Below are 19,373 nucleotides of genomic sequence, written 5' to 3'. Positions count from 1 at the left end.
TTCCGGATCGGCACCGAGCACGAGAAGTTCGGCTATTATGTCGACAACCTCTCGCCGGTGCCCTACGAGGGCGAGCGCGGCATCGGCAAGCTTCTGGAGAAGATGCAGGCGCTGTCCGGCTGGGAAGCGATCGTCGACGACGGCAGGATCATCGGGCTTTACGGCAGCGACGGCCAGGGCGCGATCTCGCTGGAGCCCGGCGGTCAGTTCGAGCTCTCCGGCGCGCCGCTGGAGACCATCCACGCCACCTGTCAGGAATCCAACGGGCATCTGGCCCAGGTCCGCGCCGTCGCCAAGGAACTCGGCATCGGCTTTCTCGGCATCGGTTCCTCGCCGACCTGGACGCTGGACGAAACGCCGATCATGCCGAAATCGCGCTACGAGATCATGCGCCGCTACATGCCCAGGGTCGGCACGCGCGGCCTCGACATGATGTTCCGCACGGCGACGATCCAGGTCAATCTGGATTTCTCGTCGGAAGCCGACATGCGCCGCAAGATGCAGATCGGCATGCGGCTACAACCGGTCGCCTCGGCGCTGTTCGCCCATTCTCCCTTCACCGAGGGCAAGCCCAACGGCCTGTGTTCCTGGCGCTCGGAGGTCTGGTCCGACGTCGACAACCAGCGCTCCGGCCTCCTGCCCTTCGTCTTCAAGGACGATTTCACCTATCGCGATTACGCGGAATGGGCGCTTGATGTGCCGATGTATTTCGTCACCCGCGACGGTCATTACACCGATGCGACCGACGTCACCTTCCGGCAATTCATGGACGGCGCTCTCAAGGGCCGGGTCAACGACCCCGAGCCGCAGATGGGCGACTGGGTCAACCACCTGTCGACGTTGTTTCCGGACGTGCGCCTGAAGCGCTTCATCGAGATGCGCGGCGCCGACGGCGGCCCCTGGCGGCGGATTTGCGCCCTGCCCGCCTATTGGGTCGGCCTGCTTTATGACGAGGCCACGCTCGGCGCTGTCGAGGCACTGACGCGCGACTGGAGCTTTGAGGAAGTGTCGGCCATGCGCGCGGAAGTGCCGAAAAGCGGCTTTGCCACACCTTTCCGGGACGGCACCGTGCTCGATCTCGCCCGCGAGACGCTGAAACTCTCGCGTCAAGGCCTCGTCGCCCGCCGCCGTCTCAACGAGGAAGGCAACGACGAGAGTCATTTTCTCGCGCCGCTCGAGGAAGTCGCCGCCCGCGGCACGACGTCGGGGGAAGAACTGGTCCGGCTTTACGAAGAGCAGTGGGACCATTCGATGGAACGTGTCTTCAAACATCTCAGCTATTAAGTTTCAAGCACTTGTCAGATGCGGAGCACCAGCCGCATCGATAGGGTCCCATCGATTCGCGGCGGCCGGGTTCGGTTGGCCCTGTAAGAACCGGTTGCTCAGCTTCGACAGGGAGCGCATGGTGTGTCCGAATGTGGACGGGCACGCTGCGATCGAGGTCACGATGACCGATTTCTTCGACTGGCTGACTGTGGGCGATTCCGGCCTTGGCGCCGATCGCCTGGCGGATGCGTTCAAGCTAAGCCACCAAGAGGTGCGGCAGACGACGGAGGCGCTGGCGCCAGCCTTCACCCTGGCGCTGCAGCGCGCGATGCTGGATCCCGTCGCCTGGACGGAGCTTTCGCACCGGTTCCTGCCATTCATGGATGGCACCACCATGCCGGGAGCGGAGACCGCCAGGAGCCCGGCGGCGAAGGATCTGGCCGACGCGCTGTTCGGCTCGCGCGACATTTCCAACGCCGTGGCGCGGAAGGTCTCGCTAGCCAGCGGCATCGCGCCGGATACGGTCGAGAAGCTGATGCGCAACCTTTCGATCATGACCATGCAGACCATGGTCAGGATGATGCTGGCCAATGTCGCGCGAAATCAGCCCGCGGGGCTTGCCGATGGCAATTATCCCGTGGCGATCGCCGAGATGATGCGACGCGGTGCCAATGCGATGGAAGCCATGGGGCGGCCATCGGACACGCCGCGGCGCCGACAGCCGGATTTCCCCGGCGCGGCCGGATCGGATTATCTCGCCGGTCTTTTCGCCGATGCGCTGAATGGCAAGCTGCCCTTCATGCCGCCGGTCTCCGGGGCGGCCGAGCGCCCGTCCGCGCCAAGCCGGCGGGCGGACGACGACGTGCCGGCAACGTCGGGCTTTACTCCCTTCCAGCCCTTCGAGGCCATGATGGAAGGCTTCGCGCGCGGGCTGCAATCGGGCGGCGAGCCCGCACCGGGCGAGCGCGAAAACGCTGCGCCCGAGCCGACGCCCGACGCCGCGCCTTCCAACGCCTTCGACGATCTGGCCCGCGCCGGCCAGAAGATGCAGGACGACTACGCCCGCCAGATGACCGAACTGTTCCAGCGCTTCCAGAATGGTACCGGGAGCGACAAGGGCCGCTGATCGCCGGCGGTCGCGCAGCGCCGGGCGCCGGTCGTAACGCGGCCAGCCGCGAAACGAACCATGCCGATCCGCGAAGCGACCGACAAAATGCCTCGCCGCTTGCTTCGGGTCGTCGCGCTTCCATCTTCATGCGCCCGTCCCGCATCCACCTCAAGGTCGCCTTTTGCTCCTCGCCAAATTCCTGATCATCCTCATGCTCATCGTTCTCAACGGCTTCTTCGCCATGTCGGAGATTGCCATCGTATCGGCACGCAAGTCGCGTCTTGAACAAATGCGAAAGGAGGGCCGACGCGGCGCTGCCAGCGCCATCCGTCTGATCGAGGATCCGACGGGCTTCCTGTCGACCGTCCAGATCGGCATCACCCTCGTCGGCATCTTCGCCGGCGCCTACGGCGGCTCGGTCTTCGCCGCGCCCTTGGCCGACGTGATGCGGGAGTGGCCGGTGCTTGGCCCTTACGCGGACACCGTTGCCTTCGTCCTTGTCGTCGTCGTCATCACCTATCTGTCGCTGATCATCGGCGAACTCGCGCCCAAGCGTTTCGCGCTGAGCCGCGCCGAGGCCATCGCCATCTGGGTGGCGCCGATCATGACGATGATCGCCCTGGTCGGCGCCCCGCTCGTCTGGTTGCTGCGTGTGTCGACAAAGGCCGTGATGGCGCTCGTCGGCGGCGATCGCGGGGATGGTGACAAGGTGACGGAGGAGGACGTCAGGGCGATGATCGCCGAGGGCACGCAGACCGGCGTGTTCAAGCCGAAGGAACGCGAGATGCTGGAGGGAGTCATCCGGATCGCCGATCGCACGGTCCGCTCGATCATGGTGCCGCGCCCCGACACGGCCTGGCTCGACCGGCGTGACCCCGCCGACACGCTGCTCGACAAGATCCTCAATGCCGGCCATTCGCGTTTTCCGGTGATCGACATCGACACCGACAAGGTCGTCGGCATCGTCCAGACCAAGGATCTGCTCGAACAGCAACGCCGCACCGGCACTATCGATCTTGCCGAGGCGATGCGCGAGCCGCTCTACGTCCATGAGACGATGCCGATTCTCAAGCTGCTGGAGCGATTTCGCGCGGCCGGCATTCATATGGCCGTGGTGCTTGACGAATACGGCTCCTTCGAGGGCGTGGCGACGCCGACCGACATCCTGCAGGGAATCGCGGGCGCCTTGCCGGAAGGAGAGGACGACACTCCGCGTGTGATCGCGCGCGGTGAAGGCTCCTGGCTGATCGACGCCGCGATGCCCGTCGATGCTATCGGGGAAGCCGTGCCGGGCCTGGCATTCCCGACCAAGCGGGACTACGAGACCGCCGCCGGCTTCATCCTCGATCATCTGGGACACATTCCCGATGTCGGCGAACGCTTCCGTTGGCGCCACTGGGATTTCGAGGTGATGGATCTGGACGGCCAGCGGATCGACAAGCTGCTTGTCACCAGGGTGCCGGCCGACGCGGAAGCTGAAGCGGAGCCAGAGCAGCTCTCTTGAACCGATGGCCGGGGGCTTCCACCTCCGGCCGACGTTCCATTCCTTGCAAGGCAGGACCTCGGCCCATGATCGGCGTCAGTGGCCGCCGGCGTGACGACGTTGCGCCGCCGTCAGCGCCAGCCGATAGGTTGGATCCTCGCGCCAGTCGCCGCGCAGGGCCTCGTCGATGTCACCGCGGCGGATGCCGATATCTTTCAGCATATAATCGGGCAACTCCGTCAGGGCGTATGCCTGGCGGCGATTGACCATGGTCTTGACGATCGCACGGGCTGCTAGGAACGAGAGGCGGATCGCCTGGAGGGGATGGGCGAGCGGCGTGCCGAGCCGGGGTTTGCTGAGGATCGTCATGGCTGTTGTCCTTTCATAGCCATCGGTTTCAGGAAAAAGTGGGAGCGCCGGCACATCGCCCGTTGCGAAAGAGCCGAGACGCTCCCGAGTCGTTCCTGACACGATGAAAGCTATGCGATCCGAATTGATCATTCCAACGAATGTTGGTAATGTCTCACATCGATTTCGTTGATGGAAAATCCGATGAGCAATCCCCTCGACCTCGACCATCTGCGCACCTTCGTCGCGATCGTCGACGCGGGCAGCTTCACGCGCGCGGCGGATGACGTCTTCAAGACCCAATCCGCGGTCTCCATGCAGATGCGGCGGCTGGAGGAACGGCTCGGCGTAACCCTGTTCGAACGAACCGGACGAACGATCCGGATCACCGACGCCGGCTCCCGCCTGCTGGCCTATGCGCGGCGCATGCTGGCACTCAGCCAGGAAACCTTGTCGGCATTTGATGAGGAGGCGATGCAGGGCCATGTGCGGATCGGCCTGCCGGACGATTACGCCGAGCGTTTCCTGCCCGAGATTCTGGCCCGCTTCTCGCGCTCCAATCCGCTGGTCGAATTGCAGATCGCCTGCGAGCCCTCGTCCAACCTGGCCGAGCACATCGACAAGGGCCGGCTCGATGTGGCGCTGGTCTCCGACTGCTTCCCCGGCGCGACGCTCAGCGAAGTGGTGCGGCGCGAACCGCTGCATTTCGTTACCTCGGCCTCCCATGACGTCCACAACGAGGCGGTACTGCCGCTGGCGCTCGGGCGGCCCGACTGCGTCTGGCGGACCGAGGGCTGTGCGGCACTCGACCGCATCGGCCGGCGCTACAAGGTGCTGTTCACCTCATGGTCGGCGCAGATCGTTACCTCGGCCGTACTCTCCGGGCTGGCCGTCAGCGTGTTGCCGGAATGCGCGTTGCGGCCCGGCATGCGGGTGCTCGGCGAGTTCGACGATTTCCCGGTGTTGCAGGATACCGAGATCGGCGTGCTCAGATCGCGCAACGCGGACGGGCCGGTGGTCAGCGCGCTGGTCGAGCATATTCGCGACAGCCTGGCGAATTTGTCGCCGGCGGCACAGGCCGCGCCGGCGCATCTGCCTGAAATGCGAACGCAGCGCCCGCAGCGCGTCCGCGGCGCAATGGTCGCGGCGGGGTAGAGCGTCGGCAAACCGTGCGGCCGTTCCGCAAGAGATGACATTCACTGCGCTTGGATGCGCACGGGCCTGACGTCGCTTGGGTCAGGCTGAATGTCGAACCCCAGCAAGTAAATTCGCCCTGCTTGCAATACGAGCGCTTTAATCCCATATATATTGAGCTGGCAATAATTTCTGCGCGTTAGGGTTTTCAGGATTTTTTCTCGCAATCTTTAGTATTCGCCATCGACAACAAAATATCACAGCGCCGAGCGCTGTGAGTTTCAGAATTCATTCTAGAAAGGTTTTCCCATGGCTACGGGAACAGTGAAATGGTTCAACGCTCAAAAGGGCTTTGGCTTCATCGCGCCGGATGACGGCGGCGCCGATGCATTCGTTCATATCAGCGCGGTCGAGCGCTCCGGACTCAACGGATTGGACGAGGGCCAGAAGGTCAGCTTCGAGCTCATGTCCGATCAAAAGAGCGGCAAGATGTCCGCCGAAAATCTGAAGACGATTGCCTGACCATTCGGGCAGGACAAAAACGGCAGACCCGCCGCGAGGATTGATCCTCATGGCGGGCCTACAGGCGTATGCGCCCGGCGGCTTGGATACGGCGATATCTCGTCAGGCCGCCGAACACCGCGGCGAAGGGGAAACCGAGCATGCCGATCATCAATTTCGATCTTCCGGCGGACCTTTTCTGGGCCAGGTCCGCGCGTCGCGTGGTGCCGAAGGGTGGCGTGGCCCACCGGCGTTTCGAGACGCTCGCCGAGGGCATATGTTTCGTTGTCGAAGAGGATCAGGCCGAGCGCTACGGCGTGTCGATCGACACGGACGAAAATTCCTTCTCCCTCGACGAAATCGAAGCGCTTTATCAAAGCGAGGATTTTTCGGCCTATCGGCGGAAGTCGCGGGGGTCGCCGGCGGCCAAACCGTGAGACCCTCGCGGCCCGTGCCCGGCACCTGACGCCAAGCGCGCGAAGCTCCCGTTCGTCTGATCGCCCTTACCGTTTCAAATTTTTCGCCGTCCCCCTGGCCTCGTCGAGCCTGGCGGATTGCAGGTCGGCATCGGCGAAATCCGCGCCCTCGATATTGGCACCATCGAATTTCGCCCCGGCCGCCTCCATGCGCCGCATGTCGGCACCTTCGAAACTGGCATCGGTGAAATTGGCGAATTCGCCGGCGGCACGCGACAGATTGGCACCGGAAAAATCAGCGCCGGTGGCATCGACCGAATTCAAGACGCCGCGCATCATGCCCATCGACTGGTTGCGCATGTCGGCGGAAAAGTCCGCGCCGCTCATGTTCGCGCCGACCATCGAGGCGCGGGTGAAATCGCTGGCCAGCCGAGCGCCCGAAAGATCGGCGCCATCGAAATTGGCGTCGATCATCTGCGCCTGAAACAGATTGGCCCCGGACAGATTCGCCTTGGTGAAGACGGCCTTCAGCCCCCAGGCCTGGTCGAGCTTGGCGCCGACGAGGCTGGCGCCGGAAAAATTCGTGCCGTTGAGATAGGCGCTGGTCATGTCGGCGCCGTCGAAGTTGAGCCCCGAGAGATCGAGGCCGTTCAGCGCCTTGCGACTGAGATCGGCGGGCTTGTCGGGCGTCGCCTGGTCGAGCAGCGCCTCGACCTCGGCGCGGCTCATGCGCGGCGAGGTCAGGTCGAGTCCGCTCATCATGCCTTGCGCGGCGGCCGGCGCGGCCATGAGCATCGAGGCCAGCAGCGTGCGACCGAGCGTTCCCACGAATTTCCGCATCGACATCCTCCCAGGATTTCCGGCACCCGGCTCCAGCTTGCACCGGAGAGGCGCAGGGTCAAAACGCATCCGATTGATCAGCATCACTTGGCATCGCCGGGTTTCGCCTTGACCCGCGGACGGAGCTCACCATGATGGCCGCAATGAGCCGTCTCGACGAATCCCCCACCGCATCGAATGTCGCCGAATACAGCGTCTCGGAAATCTCAGGCGCGCTGAAACGGACCGTCGAGGACGCGTTCGGCCATGTCCGGGTGCGCGGCGAGGTTTCCGGCTATCGCGGCCCGCACTCCTCCGGCCACGCCTATTTCTGCCTCAAGGACGATCGGGCACGGATCGATGCCGTGATCTGGCGGACGAGCTTCGCCAGGCTCGCCTTCAAGCCGGAGGAAGGGCTGGAGGTGATCGCCACCGGCAAGCTCACCACCTATCCCGGCTCGTCGAAATACCAGATCGTCATCGAGACGATCGAGCCGGCCGGCGCCGGGGCGCTGATGGCGCTGTTGAACGAGCGCAAGCGCAAGCTGGAGGCCGAGGGGCTGTTTTTGCCCGAGCGCAAGCAGCGCCTGCCCTATTTGCCGCGCGTCATCGGCATCGTCACCTCGCCGACCGGCGCGGTGATCCGCGACATCCATCACCGCATTGCCGACCGCTTCCCGGTCCGGTTGATCGTCTGGCCTGTGCGGGTCCAGGGCGAAACCTCGGGCGACGAGGTCGCGCGCGGCATCGAGGGCTTCAACGCGCTGGAGCCGGACGGCGCGATACCGCGGCCGGACCTGATCATCGTCGCGCGCGGCGGCGGCAGCCTGGAAGATCTATGGGGCTTCAACGACGAGGCGGTGGTGCGCGCGGCGGCAGCCTCGACGATCCCGCTGATCTCGGCAGTGGGACACGAGACCGACTGGACGCTGATCGACCATGCCGCCGACCGGCGCGCGCCGACGCCGACCGGGGCGGCCGAGATCGCCGTGCCGGTGCGGGCCGAACTGCTGGCCAATCTGGCCGGCCTCCACGCCCGGCAGGCCGGGGCGATCTCGCGGCGCCTCGAGCAGGAGCGCAAATCCGTCGCCGCGACCGCCCGCGCCCTGCCCTCGCCAGACATGCTGCTGGCGCTGCCGAGGCGTCGGCTCGACGAAGCCACCACGGCGCTCGGCCAATGTCTGCGCGTGGCGATTTCGGAAAAGCGCCGGCACTATGGCGACGTGGCGAGCCGGCTGTCGCCGTCCCGCCTCGACAGCCTGGTCCGGGACAAGCGGGCGGATCTGCGCCATCACGAGACGCGTGCCGGCCACGCGTTGCAGACCCGGCTTCATGGCATGCGGCAGCGCTTCGAGCGGACGGCGGCGGGGTTGCAGCCATACCGGATCGCGGTCGCCAGCGAGGCCGCGCGGCTGCGGCTGGACACGCTCGGCGAGCGGCTGTCGGTGGCGCAGGCCCAGGCGACCGAGGTCCGTCGGCAGCGGATCGCCGCAGCCTGGCGCATGGCGGACAGTCTCAATCCGCTCCGGGTTCTGGAACGCGGCTATGCGATCATTCGCGGCGACGATGACCAGCCGATCATCCGCGCCGCCGGCCTGACGCCGGGCATGGCCTTCACGGTGCAATTTGCCGGGAACGAGCGGCGCCCGGCCGTCGCGACGGGCGACGGCGACCGGGACGCTGGTCCGGCAACGGCGACGGTTAGCGTGACGGCCCCGGCCAAGCCGGGCCCGCGCCGCCGCGCGGCGAAAAAGCTCGCCGAGGGCCAGGGCTCGCTATTTTGACATTCGTATCAGGGAAGAAATGGTACGGTTGGGTGGTCTCGAACCACCGACCTCCGGAGCCACAATCCGACGCTCTAACCAACTGAGCTACAACCGCACGGCGGAGTCTCGTCCGCGCCAAGGTGCAGATAAAATCTTTCGCCGTTCTACGCAAGCCCGGATCGGAGATCGATCACGGCAAAACCCGACCGTTGGGACAGGCCGGGTCTTCCTCGTGCGCATGGCGGCGGCGGGGCGACAGGCGTCCCGCCAGCATTCCGGCAAGTGGTTACTTGGCGTTCTTCTGAGCCTTCTGGAAGGCGTCGCGACCCGGCTTCATCATGTCCTGCGCGACCGACTGGCTCAGCGCCTGCATGTCCTTGCTCTGGTCGGTGGCCAACTCGATCTGCTTGCGGACGTAAGCCGTCTGCATCTCGATGACTTCGGCGAACGACTTGGCCGACATCATCTTGTCGAGGTGCTGGAAGCCGGCCTCGGCGTTGTTGCGCATCGCGTCGATGGCCTTTTTCGACAGCTGGAGCGAACCCTGATGGGCGTTCTCCATCGTCGATTCCAGCGCCTTGGTCGCTTCGTCCGCGGCGGACTTCATGCGGCTGTAGGCTTCCTTGGACTGCTCCATCGACTTCTGCGTCATGGCGCGGAAGGTTTCGGTCATCTGCGACGGATCCATGCCCATCATCGATTGCGGGTTTGGCATCGCGAAGGCATCCCGCGTGTTTTTCGATTCGGCCATATCATTGTCTCCTCATGTTGGGTGTCGCCGATGGGAAGCAGGCGACTGCCTATTTATATAGCAATTGTTTTTGTGCAGCGCAACATTCTCCCGAGAAAGTTTTCGCATCTGCGAGATAATTAACCCTTAAACGCGACGAATCCGGGCCAGGGCCGGAAGATTCTGGATTCCCCTGGGAGGCGCTATTATGAATCCATTCTTAAGATCGGCTCTGGAACCGTGCATGATGCGTTGAAGCGTGGAGGCACGGCAAGCTTGAAAGCGTTGCCCATGGCGACACCGACGGTGCCCATCGCGTTAGCGATCATGGCACATCCGCAAGAAGGCGAGGCGAGTTCCGCTTCGACGGCTCTGGCCGTCTTCTCGTCCGATCTGACGCGGCTGCTATGGGCAAACGGCACCGGCGCTCGCCTTCTGCGGCTTGACGCGGCCGGACCGCAGCCGGCGGATGCCCGCATCAATACCGCGCCGATCCGCCAGATCCGCGCGGCGGGCCGCATGCTGGCGGCCGTAGGCCACGCCAAGGCGCTGGTGCGTCCGCCCGGCGGCGGGCTTGGGCCTCCAGCGACCGCCGAACTCCGGCCGATTTCCGGTGGCCAAATTCTCGACGATTTCGTTCTCGTCTCGGTGAGCGGGTTGCCGAGCAGCCATCAAGCTGTCGACGATCGCGCGATCCTGCCGGACGAAGCGCCCGATCCGGAGACGCTCGCCGCCTTCCGTGTCTCGGCGGACACGCATCGGGTCATCGCGCGCGACGACGGTGGCGTCCTGATGCTGGCAAAGCTCGACGACGAGCGTGTGCTCGTCTGGGTCGGCGCCGCGCCGCAACGGCACGATGCCGCGGCCGATGGTCCAACCGACGATGATATTCCGGGCACCGATGGGGCGGATCCGGCTTCGTCGCCCAGGGACGTCGCACTGGAACCCCAGGCCGATGCGGATGACGAAAGCTCCGATCAGAGCGGCAAGATGGGGATGAGCGCGCTGCTCCAGCGCTGGTACTTCAGAAACCGCGATGGGGCGACTTCGTTGCCTGAGCCTGCGGCGGCGACGGAGCCGGAAGAAGCCGGCGGCGCCGAGCTCGAGGCCGCCGCAACCGACAGGGCGGCGGAGGAAAGTGATTACGGTACCCGAGAGGCCGGGGACGATCGCATTGTGGCCGCCGATGATGCCGATGGGCCGGCGATGGAGCAAAGGCACGAGCCCGCCGCCATCGATCGCGGCTCCTCCCGTGACGGGAATGTCCAGGCCGCCACCAGCGACAACGCGCTCATGCCGTCGCCGGGTCCTCAGCAGCCCTACGACGCTCATGCCGCAACCGCTTTCCCTCGCCGCCAGCTGCGATCCATCTGGGGGACGCCGGAGCGCCCCGAACGAGAGGCTTCGTCGACGGGTGCGACGCCGAAGAGCGATAGAGGCGTCACGCAAGAACAGCCGGCCCCGCCCGAACCGGTGGTTGGTGACACCGGATCGCAGCGCCGCAACCCTACCGATTCGATACCATTCGGCGACGATCGGGAAGGTGATCGCGCGGCCTTCGCCGGTGAGCTGGAGGAAGCTGACGACGGTGTCGCGGAAACGCCGTTCTCGCCCCGCCTGGATGTGGCTTCGGTACGCTTCGTCTGGCGCATCGACAGCGAGGGCCGGTTCCGCTCCCTGTCGCCGGAATTTGCAGCCGCCGTCGGCCCCCGCTCCGCCGACGTCGTCGATCGGAGTTTTCGTGACGTCGCCGAGGCTTACGGGATCGATGCCGACGGCGAGGTCGGGCGGCTCCTTGACCGCCGCGACACCTGGTCCGGCCGCACCGTCTTCTGGCCGCTGGAAAACACCGACAAGCGGGTTCCGATCGATCTCGCGGCGCTTCCGGTCTATGCCCGCGACCGCAGCTTCGACGGCTTCCGCGGCTTCGGCATTGCCAGGCTGGCCGATGCCGTCGAGGATCCCGAAGCGGTCGGACTGCGCCTGGGCACCATCTCCGGTGTGGCCGGCGATGCGCGCGAGGAATCGCTGGCCGACGATGCCGTCGGCAGGTCGCGCGAGATCGGCGGACGCGCGCGGCTGAAGCGGTATTCGTCGGAGGAGCGGGAGGTGTCGTTCGGCCGCCGCGATCCGTCCGACCGGCCGGACAGGGCCCCTGACCGCGAGGTGCCGAAGGTCATCCGCCTGGAGGAACGCCGGCGGCCCAAGGACGGCGATCTCAGCCAGGACGAAGAGGCGGCGTTCCGCGCGATCGGTCAGACGCTGACCCATGAGGAGACGCCCAACAGGCTCGGGCAGGCGATCCAGACGGCGACAAAGCGCATCGACGAGCTCGAAAATGCGCGCATTGACGCACAGGAACCCCCCGAGATCGCAAACGATGCCGGCAAAGCGTCCGACCCCGACGAGGCAGTGGCCCGCCCCCCGAAGGCACCGGTCGAGGATTTGACCGACCATGGCCACGCGCCGTCCGAGGCAGCCCACGACGCGGATGATGACGATATCGATAGCGGCTCCGCGGAGATGCCGCCGTCGGACAGATCCGCCCTGCTCGCGGAGCTTGAAACCGTTTACGCCGACCTTCCGCTGCCCGTCCTGGTGCAGGTTCGCGAGGATCTCGTCTATGGGAACCGCGAATTCTTCGATCTGACCGGCTACGGAACCGTTACGGCGCTGGACGATGCCGGCGGTCTCGCCCATCTGTTCACCGATAGCCCGGAGCCGGAGTCCGAGAACGAGGCGCCGTCGATCCGGCGCGCGACCGGAGAGACGGTCGCGGTCCGCACCCACATGCAGCGCTCGACGATCGCCGGGCGCTCCTGTCTGGTGATGTCCTTCTTCGCCTCGCCGGACACCAGCGCGGCCGCCATGCGGCACGATCCCGCCGGTATCGTCGCCCCCGACGAGGCAGGCAACGGCAGCGAACGCGAAACACTGCGCCAGGAGGTCGCGGACCTGAATGCTGTCATCGAGACGGCGGCGGATGGCCTGGTGCTGCTCGATACCACGGGCACCATCCGCTCCATGAACGATGCCGCCCACACGCTTTTCGCCATTGCCGAGGGCAACAGCGCCGGACGCCCCTTCATCACGCTCTTTGCCCATCAGAGCCAGAAGGCGGCCAGCGACTATCTGGAGGAGCTGCGGCGCGGCGACGCTTCCGCCGATAGCGAAGGTCGCGAGGTCGTCGGCCGCATCGCGGAGGGCGGCTTCGTTCCGCTGCTTCTGTACTGTGGCCGGCTACCGGACGAACGCGGCTGGTATGCCCTCGTCCGAAACATCGCCCATCGCAAGCGGGTCGAGGAGGAATTGACCACCGCCCGGCGCGAGGCGGAGGCGGCGAGCCTTCAGAAGAGCCAGTTCCTTGCCAATATCAGCCATGAACTGCGCACGCCGCTCAACGCCATCATCGGCTTCGCCGACGTCATGGCGGCGGAATGCTTCGGTCCGATCGGCAACGAGCGTTACCTGGAATATCTCGACGACATCAAGCGCTCCGGCCATCATGTGCTCGACCTTGTCAACGACCTGCTCGACATCAGCAAGATCGAGGCCGGCAAGCTCGACCTCGCCTTCGAGGCCCGGAGGCGAGGTCGCGCTGAGATTTCGCGACAACGGGATCGGGATGAGCGAGCGCGAGATCGAGATCGCCATGATGCCGTTCCGGCAGATCAATCCGGGTGCGCGGCGGCGCGGCGAAGGCACCGGCCTCGGCCTACCGCTGACGAAGGCGCTGACGGAGGCGAACCGCGCCGCCTTCGCGATTTCCTCGACCTCCGGCGAGGGTACGCTGGTGGAGATTCTGTTTCCGCCGCAAAGAGTTCTGACCGACTGAACCGCTTCTCCCCTTCCCGCTTTAGAATGATTCAACATTAGAATACTTCTAAACCATTGATTTTATTCGTTATTTTCCAAGAATCCGCTTGCGTTGGCCAGGCCGTTGCTGCATGAGTGCGCCGGGTCGCATCCCCAGGCGGCTCCTTCACCGCAAACGGGCGGGTCCTGTCGCGCCGATACGACCTGTCCGTCCCGACCAGCCCAAGCCGCGAGAGGCCGAGCGCCTCCGCGGATCGAGGAGAGTTTTGATGACGAAGCGTCTTTTGCCGCGGCTTTCGCGAGCCCTGACCCTGTCCGCCGGCGTCATTGCCGTGTCCTTCACCGCCGCGACCGCCGAGGCGGCGGACGTCAACATCTACACCGCGCGCCAGCCGGAGCTGATCCAGCCGCTGCTCGACGCCTTCACCGAAGAGACGGGCCTCACGACGGCGACGATCTTCCTCGACAAGGGTCTGGAAGAGCGCGTCGCCGCCGAGGGGGCCAATTCTCCGGCCGATCTGATCATGACCGTCGACATCGGCCGGCTCGACGCCGCCAAGCAGGCCGGCGTGGTGCAGCCGGTGGACGACGCGACGCTGGCTGAGAACATTCCGGCCGAATTCCGCGACGCCGAAAACGAATGGTTCGGCCTCACCGCCCGCGGCCGGGTCGTCTACGCCTCGAAAGAGCGGGTCGACGTCGATCAGATCACCTACGAGGATCTTGCCGATCCGAAATGGAAGGGACGGCTGTGCGTGCGCTCGGGCCAGCACCCTTACAATGTCGCGCTGATCGCCGCTTATATCGCCCATTACGGCGAGGACGCCGCGCGCGAATGGGCCGCGGGCCTGCGTGACAATCTGGCCCGCCGGCCCGAGGGCGGCGATCGCGACCAGGCCAAGGCGATCTTCGCCGGCGAATGCGACATCGCGCTCGGCAACACCTATTACGTCGGCAAGATGGCGACCAACGACAAGGAGCCGGAACAGAAGGAGTGGGCCGACGCGATCAAGGTGATCATGCCGACCTTCGACAACGGCCTGACCCATGTGAATATTTCCGGGATCGCCCTGGCCAAGAACGCGCCGAACAAGGACAACGCCCTGAAGCTGATGGAATTCCTGTCCGGCGACGAGGCGCAGAAGATCTACGCCGAGCTGAACTACGAATATCCGGTCAAGCCGGGCATCGCGACCTCCGAGCTGGTCAACTCCTTCGGCGAAATGAAGCCGGACGACATGCCGCTCGCCGAGATCGCCAAATTCCGGGCCAAGGCGTCCGAGATCGTCGATGAGGTCGGCTTCGACAACGGACCGCAGAGCTAAACGCGAAGCCAGAACTAGTCACAACCAGCACCCGGCGTCCGGGCGGATTTCCGCTTCGGGCGCCGGGCCGTTTCTTCGCCGGCGGTCGCCTGCTAAGCCCTGTGGCCAGTCGCCATCGATTCCGGCTTCGCCGGACCGATCGCGTTTCGATCGTTCATCGCAGGACTGACCTTCCGCCGCATGTCCAACGCCGCCCCGCTCCTGAAACCGCTCATCCGGAACCGTCTGCGCCTGAAACGCGGGCGTGATCGCGGCTATCTCGTCGGCGCGACGGCAGTGGCGTTGACGGTGATCCTGCCGCTGGTCGCGCTGGTGGTCATCGCGCTCTCGGGCACGTCGACCAACTGGCGGCATCTGGCCGAGACGATCCTGCCGGAGGCCAGCCGGGTGACGCTGCTGCTGATGCTGGGAATCGCCCTCGTCGCCGGCTCGATCGGCGTGGTGACGGCTTGGCTCGTCGCCAGCTTCCAGTTTCCCGGCCGGCGGGTCTTCGCCTGGGCTCTGGTGCTGCCGCTGGCCGTGCCGACCTATATCGCCGCCTACAGCGTCGTCGAGTTTCTGCATTTCGCCGGCCCGGTGCAGACCGCGATCCGCGATATCTTCGGCTTTCAGACCTCGCGGGAATACTGGTTTCCGGAAATCCGCTCGCTCGGCGGCGCGGTGCTGATCCTGTCCTCGGTGCTTTATCCTTACATCTTTCTGACCGTGCGGCTGGTGTTCGTCATGCAGGGCCGCAAGGCCGGCGACGTGGCGCGCACGCTCGGCGCCTCGCGGGCCGCCGTGTTCGCCAGGATCCTGCTGCCGATGGCGCGGCCGGCGATCGCGATCGGCGTCGCGCTGGCGCTGATGGAGGCGGTCAACGACATCGGCGCGGTGGAGTTTCTCGGCGTCCGCACGCTGACCTTCGCCGTCTATTCGACCTGGCTCAACCGTGGCGATCTCTACGGCGCGACGCAGATCGCCCTGTTCATGCTCGCCGTCATTGTCTTCCTCGTCCTGGTCGAGCGCTTCGCCCGGCGCCAGCAGCGCTTCACCATCCATCGCGGCGACCGTCCGCAGGAAGGCCATGAGCCATTGCGCGGCTGGCGCGGCGCGCTCGCCGCCCTCGCCTGCGCCGTGCCCATCGCCGTCGGCTTCGGCATCCCGGTCCTGGTGCTCGGCGACTTCGCCCTGCGGCGGCTCGACCAACTGGCCGATCCGCAGCTCTGGCGCGCGCTCGAACATACGGTCGTCATCGCGACGGCGGCGGGACTGGCGACCGTCGGCGCCGGTTTCGCGATGGCCTACGGCATCCGCCTCACCGGCAGCCGGCGGCTGGCGGCGCTGGTGCGGGTCGCCGCCCTCGGCTACGCCGTGCCCGGCACTGTGCTCGCCATCGGCATCCTGATCCCGCTCGCCGCCTTCGACAACGCGGTCGACGCGGTGATGCGCGACTGGTTCGGCATCTCGACCGGGCTGCTGCTGTCGGGCTCGGGCTTTGCCATCGTCTATGCCTGCTTCGTGCGGTTCATGGCCATGGGCCACGGCGCCATCGAGAGCGGCTTTTCCAAGCTGTCGCCGCATCTCGACATGGCGGCGCGCACGCTCGGGCGCGGACCCGGCGGCACGCTTCGGCAGATCCTGTTGCCGCTGATGCAGCCGGCGCTCCTGACCGCGTTCCTCCTGGTCTTCGTCGATGCCACCAAGGAACTGTCGGCGACGATCCTGTTGCGTCCCTTCGACTTCGAGACGCTGGCGACCTTCGTCTACGCGCAGACCTCGCGCGCCGCCTTCGAGGACGGCGCCCTGGCGGCGCTGATGATCGTCATGGTCGGAATCCTGCCGGTGATGCTCTTGACCCGCTCGATCCTCAAGGAGACCGAGCGGGGGTGAAGGCGGCGGTTAAGGAAACTCTTTTCAACAATCAGTTGCATCACCGATCTACAGCTTCAGGCGTCGCAGGCTACGGCCATGCACAACCGCAAGGATCAAGATGCCCGGCCTCTCGATTTCGTAAAGGATAACGTGGCTTCGGTGCTCGTGGCGGCGAACGCCCGGCGCCAGCGAATTGGCGGCGCGCCCCATGCGGGGATTGTCACCCAGCCTTTCGAAGCAATGCATCAACTCGTCCTTGTAGCGGCGCGCCTGCGCCGTACCGAACTGCTCGATGCCGAAAAGAAATATCTCGAAAATCTCCGCCTCGGCGCGCTCCGTCAGGCGGTAGCTACTCACCCAGGTTTTTCCGCGCCATGGCGACGCGTTCGGCTTCGGCGAAAATCTCGTCGATGCTCCGCTGGCCGACACCGCTCGCCCTGGAGTCGGCCACGAGATGACGCAACTCGTCCAGCGTGAATTCCTGTTCGCGCCGCGCCCGGTCTCGGCGAACAAGATCGCGCATGTAATCGCTCGTGCTGGCGTATTCGCCCTTGCGGATTTGCGCCTCGATCCATTCCTTCATCGGGTCGGGGAGCGAAACGGTCATGGTCGCCATGGACGGGCCTCCTGTCCCGTTCAATCTAGCTCTGATAAGAAGATTTCACAAATTTTCTTATCAGTCCGCCGGGCCGGCTGTAAAGTTGGGCCGGCAGCCCCTCAACTCGCCAATTCCTCCCGTCCGGCGAACTCGTCCAGCGCCTCCGGGTTGGCCAGCGCCTCCTTGTTCTTCACAGGCCTTCCCTCGACCACCTCGCGCACGGCGAGTTCGACGATCTTGCCGGACTTGGTTCGGGGAATGTCGGAAACGGCGAGCACCTTCGCCGGCACGTGGCGCGGCGAGGCACCGGCGCGGATCGCCGACTTGATGCGCCGGGTCAGTTCCGCGGTCAGTTCAATCCCGTCGGCGAGCCGAACGAACAGGACGACGCGCACGTCGCCGTCCCAGGGCTGGCCGATGCAGATCGCCTCCTGCACCTCGTCCATCTGCTCGACGATGTTGTAGATCTCGGCGGTCCCGATCCTGACCCCTTGCGGGTTGAGCGTGGCGTCCGAGCGGCCGTGAATGATGATGCCGCAATGCTCGGTCCATTCCGCGAAGTCGCCATGACACCACACGCCCGGAAACTGGTCGAAATAGGCGTTCTGGTAGCGCTCGCCGGTCGGATCGTTCCAGAAGCAGATCGGCATCGCCGGAAACGCTTCCGTGCAGACGAGATCGCCCTTTTCGCCGCGCACCGACTTGCCCGTCGTATCCCACACATCGACCGCCATGCCGAGGCCCGGCCCCTGGATCTCACCCTCATAGACCGGGCGCCAGGGAACGCCGAGGACGAAGCAGGAGACGATGTCGGTGCCGCCCGAGACCGAGGCGAGATGCACGTCGGCCTTGATGCCCGCATAGACGTAGTCGAAGCTTTCCGGCGACAGCGGCGAACCGGTCGAGGCCAGCATCTCGACCGCCGAAAGATCGTGGGTTTCGATCGGCTTCAAACCCTCCTTGCGGGCGGTATCGATGAATTTGGCGCTGGTGCCGAAGAACGTCGCCTTCTCCCCGGCCATGTAGTCGAAGATGACGTTCGGGCCGGGGTGGAAGGGCGAGCCATCATAGAGCAGCAGCGTCGCGCCGGTGGCCAGCGCCGAGACCAGCCAGTTCCACATCATCCAGCCGCAGGTGGTGAAATAGAACACCCGCGATTGCGGCCCGATGCCGCAATGCAGTCGGTGTTCCTTCAGATGCTGGAGCAGCGTGCCGCCGGCTGAGTGGACGATGCATTTGGGGATGCCCGTCGTGCCGGAGGAAAACAGGATGTAGAGCGGATGGGCGAAGGGTAGCTGCTCGAAGGCCATGTCAGCCGGCGCGAAGGGGGCGAGGAAGGCGTCGAGGGCGACCCCGTTGGTCACCTTCGACGCGACCGCTTCGGCCTTTCCGAGATAGGGAACGACGACGCTGCGCAAAGGCCGCAGTTGCGCGGTGATCGGACCCAGCTTGTCGACGATCTCGATGGCCTTGCCGGCATAGTAATAGCCATCGACCGTCACGAATAGCTTCGGCTCGATCTGGCCGAAGCGATCGAGCACTCCGCGTTCGCCGAAATCGGGCGAGCAGGACGACCAGACGGCGCCGATCGAGGCGCAGGCGAGCATGGCGGCGACGGTCTCCGGCATGTTCGGCATCATCGCCGCGACGCGGTCGCCGGCGACGACGCCCTCGGCGCGAAAGGCCTGCGCGAGGCGCGAGACGAGGTCGGTAAGCTCAGCCCAGCTCAGCCGCCTTTGCACCTTGTCCTCGCCGCGAAAGACGATGGCGTCGCCGTCCGAAGGCCGGGCCAGAAGGTTTTCCGCGAAGTTCAGCCGCGCGTCCGGGAAGAAGCGATCCTCGCGCATCGAATCGCCCTCGGCGAGGATGGTGTCGCCCCGCTCGCCGACGACGCCGCAAGAGTCCCAGACCGCCTCCCAGAACGCCGACCGGTCGTCCACAGACCATCGATGCAGCGCCGCGTAGTCGACAAATTCGCGGCCGTACCGCTCTCCGGCCATGGCCGCGAACGCCGTCATCGGATGGCGCGCGACGCGCGCTTCGCCGGGTGTCCAGAGCAGTTTGCCGCCCATCGCCTATCCTCTTCGTGACCGCCCTTGCTGGTGCCATAGCCCTTCCTCTATGGCAACGATCGAGACGATGTCGATCGGTCGCGCGAGGGGCCGGGACCACGACGCCCTTGGCTTTGCCCCGCGCCGGGGGCTAGAAG

General features: G+C 65.5%; 15 protein-coding genes, 1 tRNA gene and 1 pseudogene. 10 read left to right on the top strand and 7 right to left on the bottom strand.

Annotated elements, in window-relative coordinates; all coding sequences use genetic code 11:
* The 3 genes from MJ956_RS01470 to MJ956_RS01460 all read left to right on the top strand — a co-directional run.
* Positions 1-1,284 (top strand): glutamate--cysteine ligase (locus MJ956_RS01470; protein WP_253962700.1); only part of this gene is annotated, 1,284 nt, incomplete at its 5' end.
* 163 nt (positions 1,285-1,447) lie between these two features.
* Complete coding sequence (locus MJ956_RS01465) at positions 1,448-2,392, top strand: hypothetical protein (protein WP_253962699.1); 945 nt, start codon at positions 1,448-1,450, stop codon at positions 2,390-2,392.
* Positions 2,393-2,555: 163 nt separating this feature from the next.
* Positions 2,556-3,878, top strand: coding sequence for a hemolysin family protein (locus tag MJ956_RS01460; protein ID WP_253962698.1), 1,323 nt, complete (start codon positions 2,556-2,558; stop codon positions 3,876-3,878).
* 75 nt (positions 3,879-3,953) lie between these two features.
* Here MJ956_RS01460 and MJ956_RS01455 read toward each other — a convergent pair whose 3' ends face one another.
* Positions 3,954-4,226, bottom strand: a complete 273-nt coding sequence (locus MJ956_RS01455) for a DUF1127 domain-containing protein (RefSeq protein ID WP_253962697.1) — start codon at positions 4,224-4,226, stop codon at positions 3,954-3,956.
* 183 nt (positions 4,227-4,409) lie between these two features.
* Here MJ956_RS01455 and MJ956_RS01450 point away from each other — a divergent pair, with 183 nt between their 5' ends.
* From MJ956_RS01450 to MJ956_RS01440, 3 genes are all read left to right on the top strand, one after another.
* Entirely contained in the window at positions 4,410-5,360 is a 951-nt protein-coding gene (locus MJ956_RS01450) for a LysR family transcriptional regulator (protein WP_253962696.1), read from the top strand.
* 288 nt (positions 5,361-5,648) lie between these two features.
* Complete coding sequence (locus MJ956_RS01445; protein ID WP_206452965.1) at positions 5,649-5,861, top strand: cold-shock protein; 213 nt, start codon at positions 5,649-5,651, stop codon at positions 5,859-5,861.
* 140 nt (positions 5,862-6,001) lie between these two features.
* Complete coding sequence (locus tag MJ956_RS01440) at positions 6,002-6,277, top strand: hypothetical protein (RefSeq protein ID WP_253962695.1); 276 nt, start codon at positions 6,002-6,004, stop codon at positions 6,275-6,277.
* A gap of 66 nt (positions 6,278-6,343) precedes the next feature.
* Here the strand turns inward: MJ956_RS01440 and MJ956_RS01435 are convergent, their stop codons facing one another.
* The gene (locus tag MJ956_RS01435; RefSeq protein ID WP_253962694.1) at positions 6,344-7,096 is read right to left on the bottom strand and encodes a pentapeptide repeat-containing protein; all 753 of its coding nucleotides are present in this window, start codon (positions 7,094-7,096) and stop codon (positions 6,344-6,346) included.
* 143 nt (positions 7,097-7,239) lie between these two features.
* On the opposite strand from MJ956_RS01435, the gene xseA reads away from it, so the two are divergent.
* Positions 7,240-8,859: an exodeoxyribonuclease VII large subunit gene (gene xseA, locus MJ956_RS01430; protein ID WP_253962709.1), complete on the top strand. Its 1,620-nt coding sequence runs from the start codon at positions 7,240-7,242 to the stop codon at positions 8,857-8,859.
* 20 nt (positions 8,860-8,879) lie between these two features.
* Here the strand turns inward: xseA and MJ956_RS01425 are convergent.
* Positions 8,880-8,956: transfer RNA gene (locus tag MJ956_RS01425), tRNA-His, on the bottom strand.
* Between the two features lie 171 nt (positions 8,957-9,127).
* Positions 9,128-9,592, bottom strand: coding sequence for a phasin (locus MJ956_RS01420; RefSeq protein WP_253962693.1), 465 nt, complete (start codon positions 9,590-9,592; stop codon positions 9,128-9,130).
* 270 nt (positions 9,593-9,862) lie between these two features.
* On the opposite strand from MJ956_RS01420, the pseudogene MJ956_RS19035 reads away from it, so the two are divergent.
* From MJ956_RS19035 to MJ956_RS01405, 3 genes and pseudogenes are all read left to right on the top strand, one after another.
* Positions 9,863-13,406, top strand: a pseudogene (locus MJ956_RS19035) (PAS domain-containing sensor histidine kinase).
* Positions 13,407-13,656: 250 nt separating this feature from the next.
* On the top strand, positions 13,657-14,712 hold the full coding sequence (locus MJ956_RS01410; RefSeq protein ID WP_253962691.1) for a Fe(3+) ABC transporter substrate-binding protein: 1,056 nt from the start codon (positions 13,657-13,659) through the stop codon (positions 14,710-14,712).
* 180 nt (positions 14,713-14,892) lie between these two features.
* Positions 14,893-16,584, top strand: coding sequence for an ABC transporter permease (locus tag MJ956_RS01405; protein ID WP_253962690.1), 1,692 nt, complete (start codon positions 14,893-14,895; stop codon positions 16,582-16,584).
* Positions 16,585-16,632: 48 nt separating this feature from the next.
* Here the strand turns inward: MJ956_RS01405 and MJ956_RS01400 are convergent, their stop codons facing one another.
* The 3 genes from MJ956_RS01400 to MJ956_RS01390 all read right to left on the bottom strand — a co-directional run bounded on the left by MJ956_RS01400 (position 16,633) and on the right by MJ956_RS01390 (position 19,236).
* The gene (locus MJ956_RS01400) at positions 16,633-16,923 is read right to left on the bottom strand and encodes a type II toxin-antitoxin system RelE/ParE family toxin (RefSeq protein ID WP_253962689.1); all 291 of its coding nucleotides are present in this window, start codon (positions 16,921-16,923) and stop codon (positions 16,633-16,635) included.
* Positions 16,916-17,182 carry a type II toxin-antitoxin system ParD family antitoxin gene (locus MJ956_RS01395; protein ID WP_253962688.1) on the bottom strand — a complete coding sequence of 89 codons (267 nt, stop codon included), beginning with the start codon at positions 17,180-17,182 and terminating at the stop codon, positions 16,916-16,918. Before MJ956_RS01395 ends, MJ956_RS01400 begins: the two co-directional genes overlap by 8 nt.
* A 101-nt stretch (positions 17,183-17,283) precedes the next feature.
* Positions 17,284-19,236, bottom strand: a complete 1,953-nt coding sequence (locus tag MJ956_RS01390) for an acetoacetate--CoA ligase (protein WP_423724776.1) — start codon at positions 19,234-19,236, stop codon at positions 17,284-17,286.
* Positions 19,237-19,373 lie beyond the last annotated feature (137 nt).

This window comes from Aurantimonas marianensis, assembly GCF_024195285.1.
GTDB lineage: Bacteria > Pseudomonadota > Alphaproteobacteria > Rhizobiales > Rhizobiaceae > Aurantimonas > Aurantimonas marianensis.
This window is presented reverse-complemented; position numbering and strand designations above follow the sequence as displayed.

Bases quoted from the DNA above. Each gene is read 5' to 3' on its own strand.
- MJ956_RS01465 (WP_253962699.1), top strand. From the start codon at position 1,448: ATGACCGATTTCTTCGACTGGCTGACTGTGGGCGATTCCGGCCTTGGC.
- MJ956_RS01455 (WP_253962697.1), bottom strand. From the start codon at position 4,226: ATGACGATCCTCAGCAAACCCCGGCTCGGCACGCCGCTCGCCCATCCC.
- MJ956_RS01450 (WP_253962696.1), top strand. From the start codon at position 4,410: ATGAGCAATCCCCTCGACCTCGACCATCTGCGCACCTTCGTCGCGATC.
- MJ956_RS01445 (WP_206452965.1), top strand. From the start codon at position 5,649: ATGGCTACGGGAACAGTGAAATGGTTCAACGCTCAAAAGGGCTTTGGC.
- MJ956_RS01440 (WP_253962695.1), top strand. From the start codon at position 6,002: ATGCCGATCATCAATTTCGATCTTCCGGCGGACCTTTTCTGGGCCAGG.
- MJ956_RS01435 (WP_253962694.1), bottom strand. From the start codon at position 7,096: ATGCGGAAATTCGTGGGAACGCTCGGTCGCACGCTGCTGGCCTCGATG.
- xseA (WP_253962709.1), top strand. From the start codon at position 7,240: ATGAGCCGTCTCGACGAATCCCCCACCGCATCGAATGTCGCCGAATAC.
- MJ956_RS01420 (WP_253962693.1), bottom strand. From the start codon at position 9,592: ATGGCCGAATCGAAAAACACGCGGGATGCCTTCGCGATGCCAAACCCG.
- MJ956_RS01410 (WP_253962691.1), top strand. From the start codon at position 13,657: ATGACGAAGCGTCTTTTGCCGCGGCTTTCGCGAGCCCTGACCCTGTCC.
- MJ956_RS01405 (WP_253962690.1), top strand. From the start codon at position 14,893: ATGTCCAACGCCGCCCCGCTCCTGAAACCGCTCATCCGGAACCGTCTG.
- MJ956_RS01395 (WP_253962688.1), bottom strand. From the start codon at position 17,182: ATGGCGACCATGACCGTTTCGCTCCCCGACCCGATGAAGGAATGGATC.
- MJ956_RS01390 (WP_423724776.1), bottom strand. From the start codon at position 19,236: ATGGGCGGCAAACTGCTCTGGACACCCGGCGAAGCGCGCGTCGCGCGC.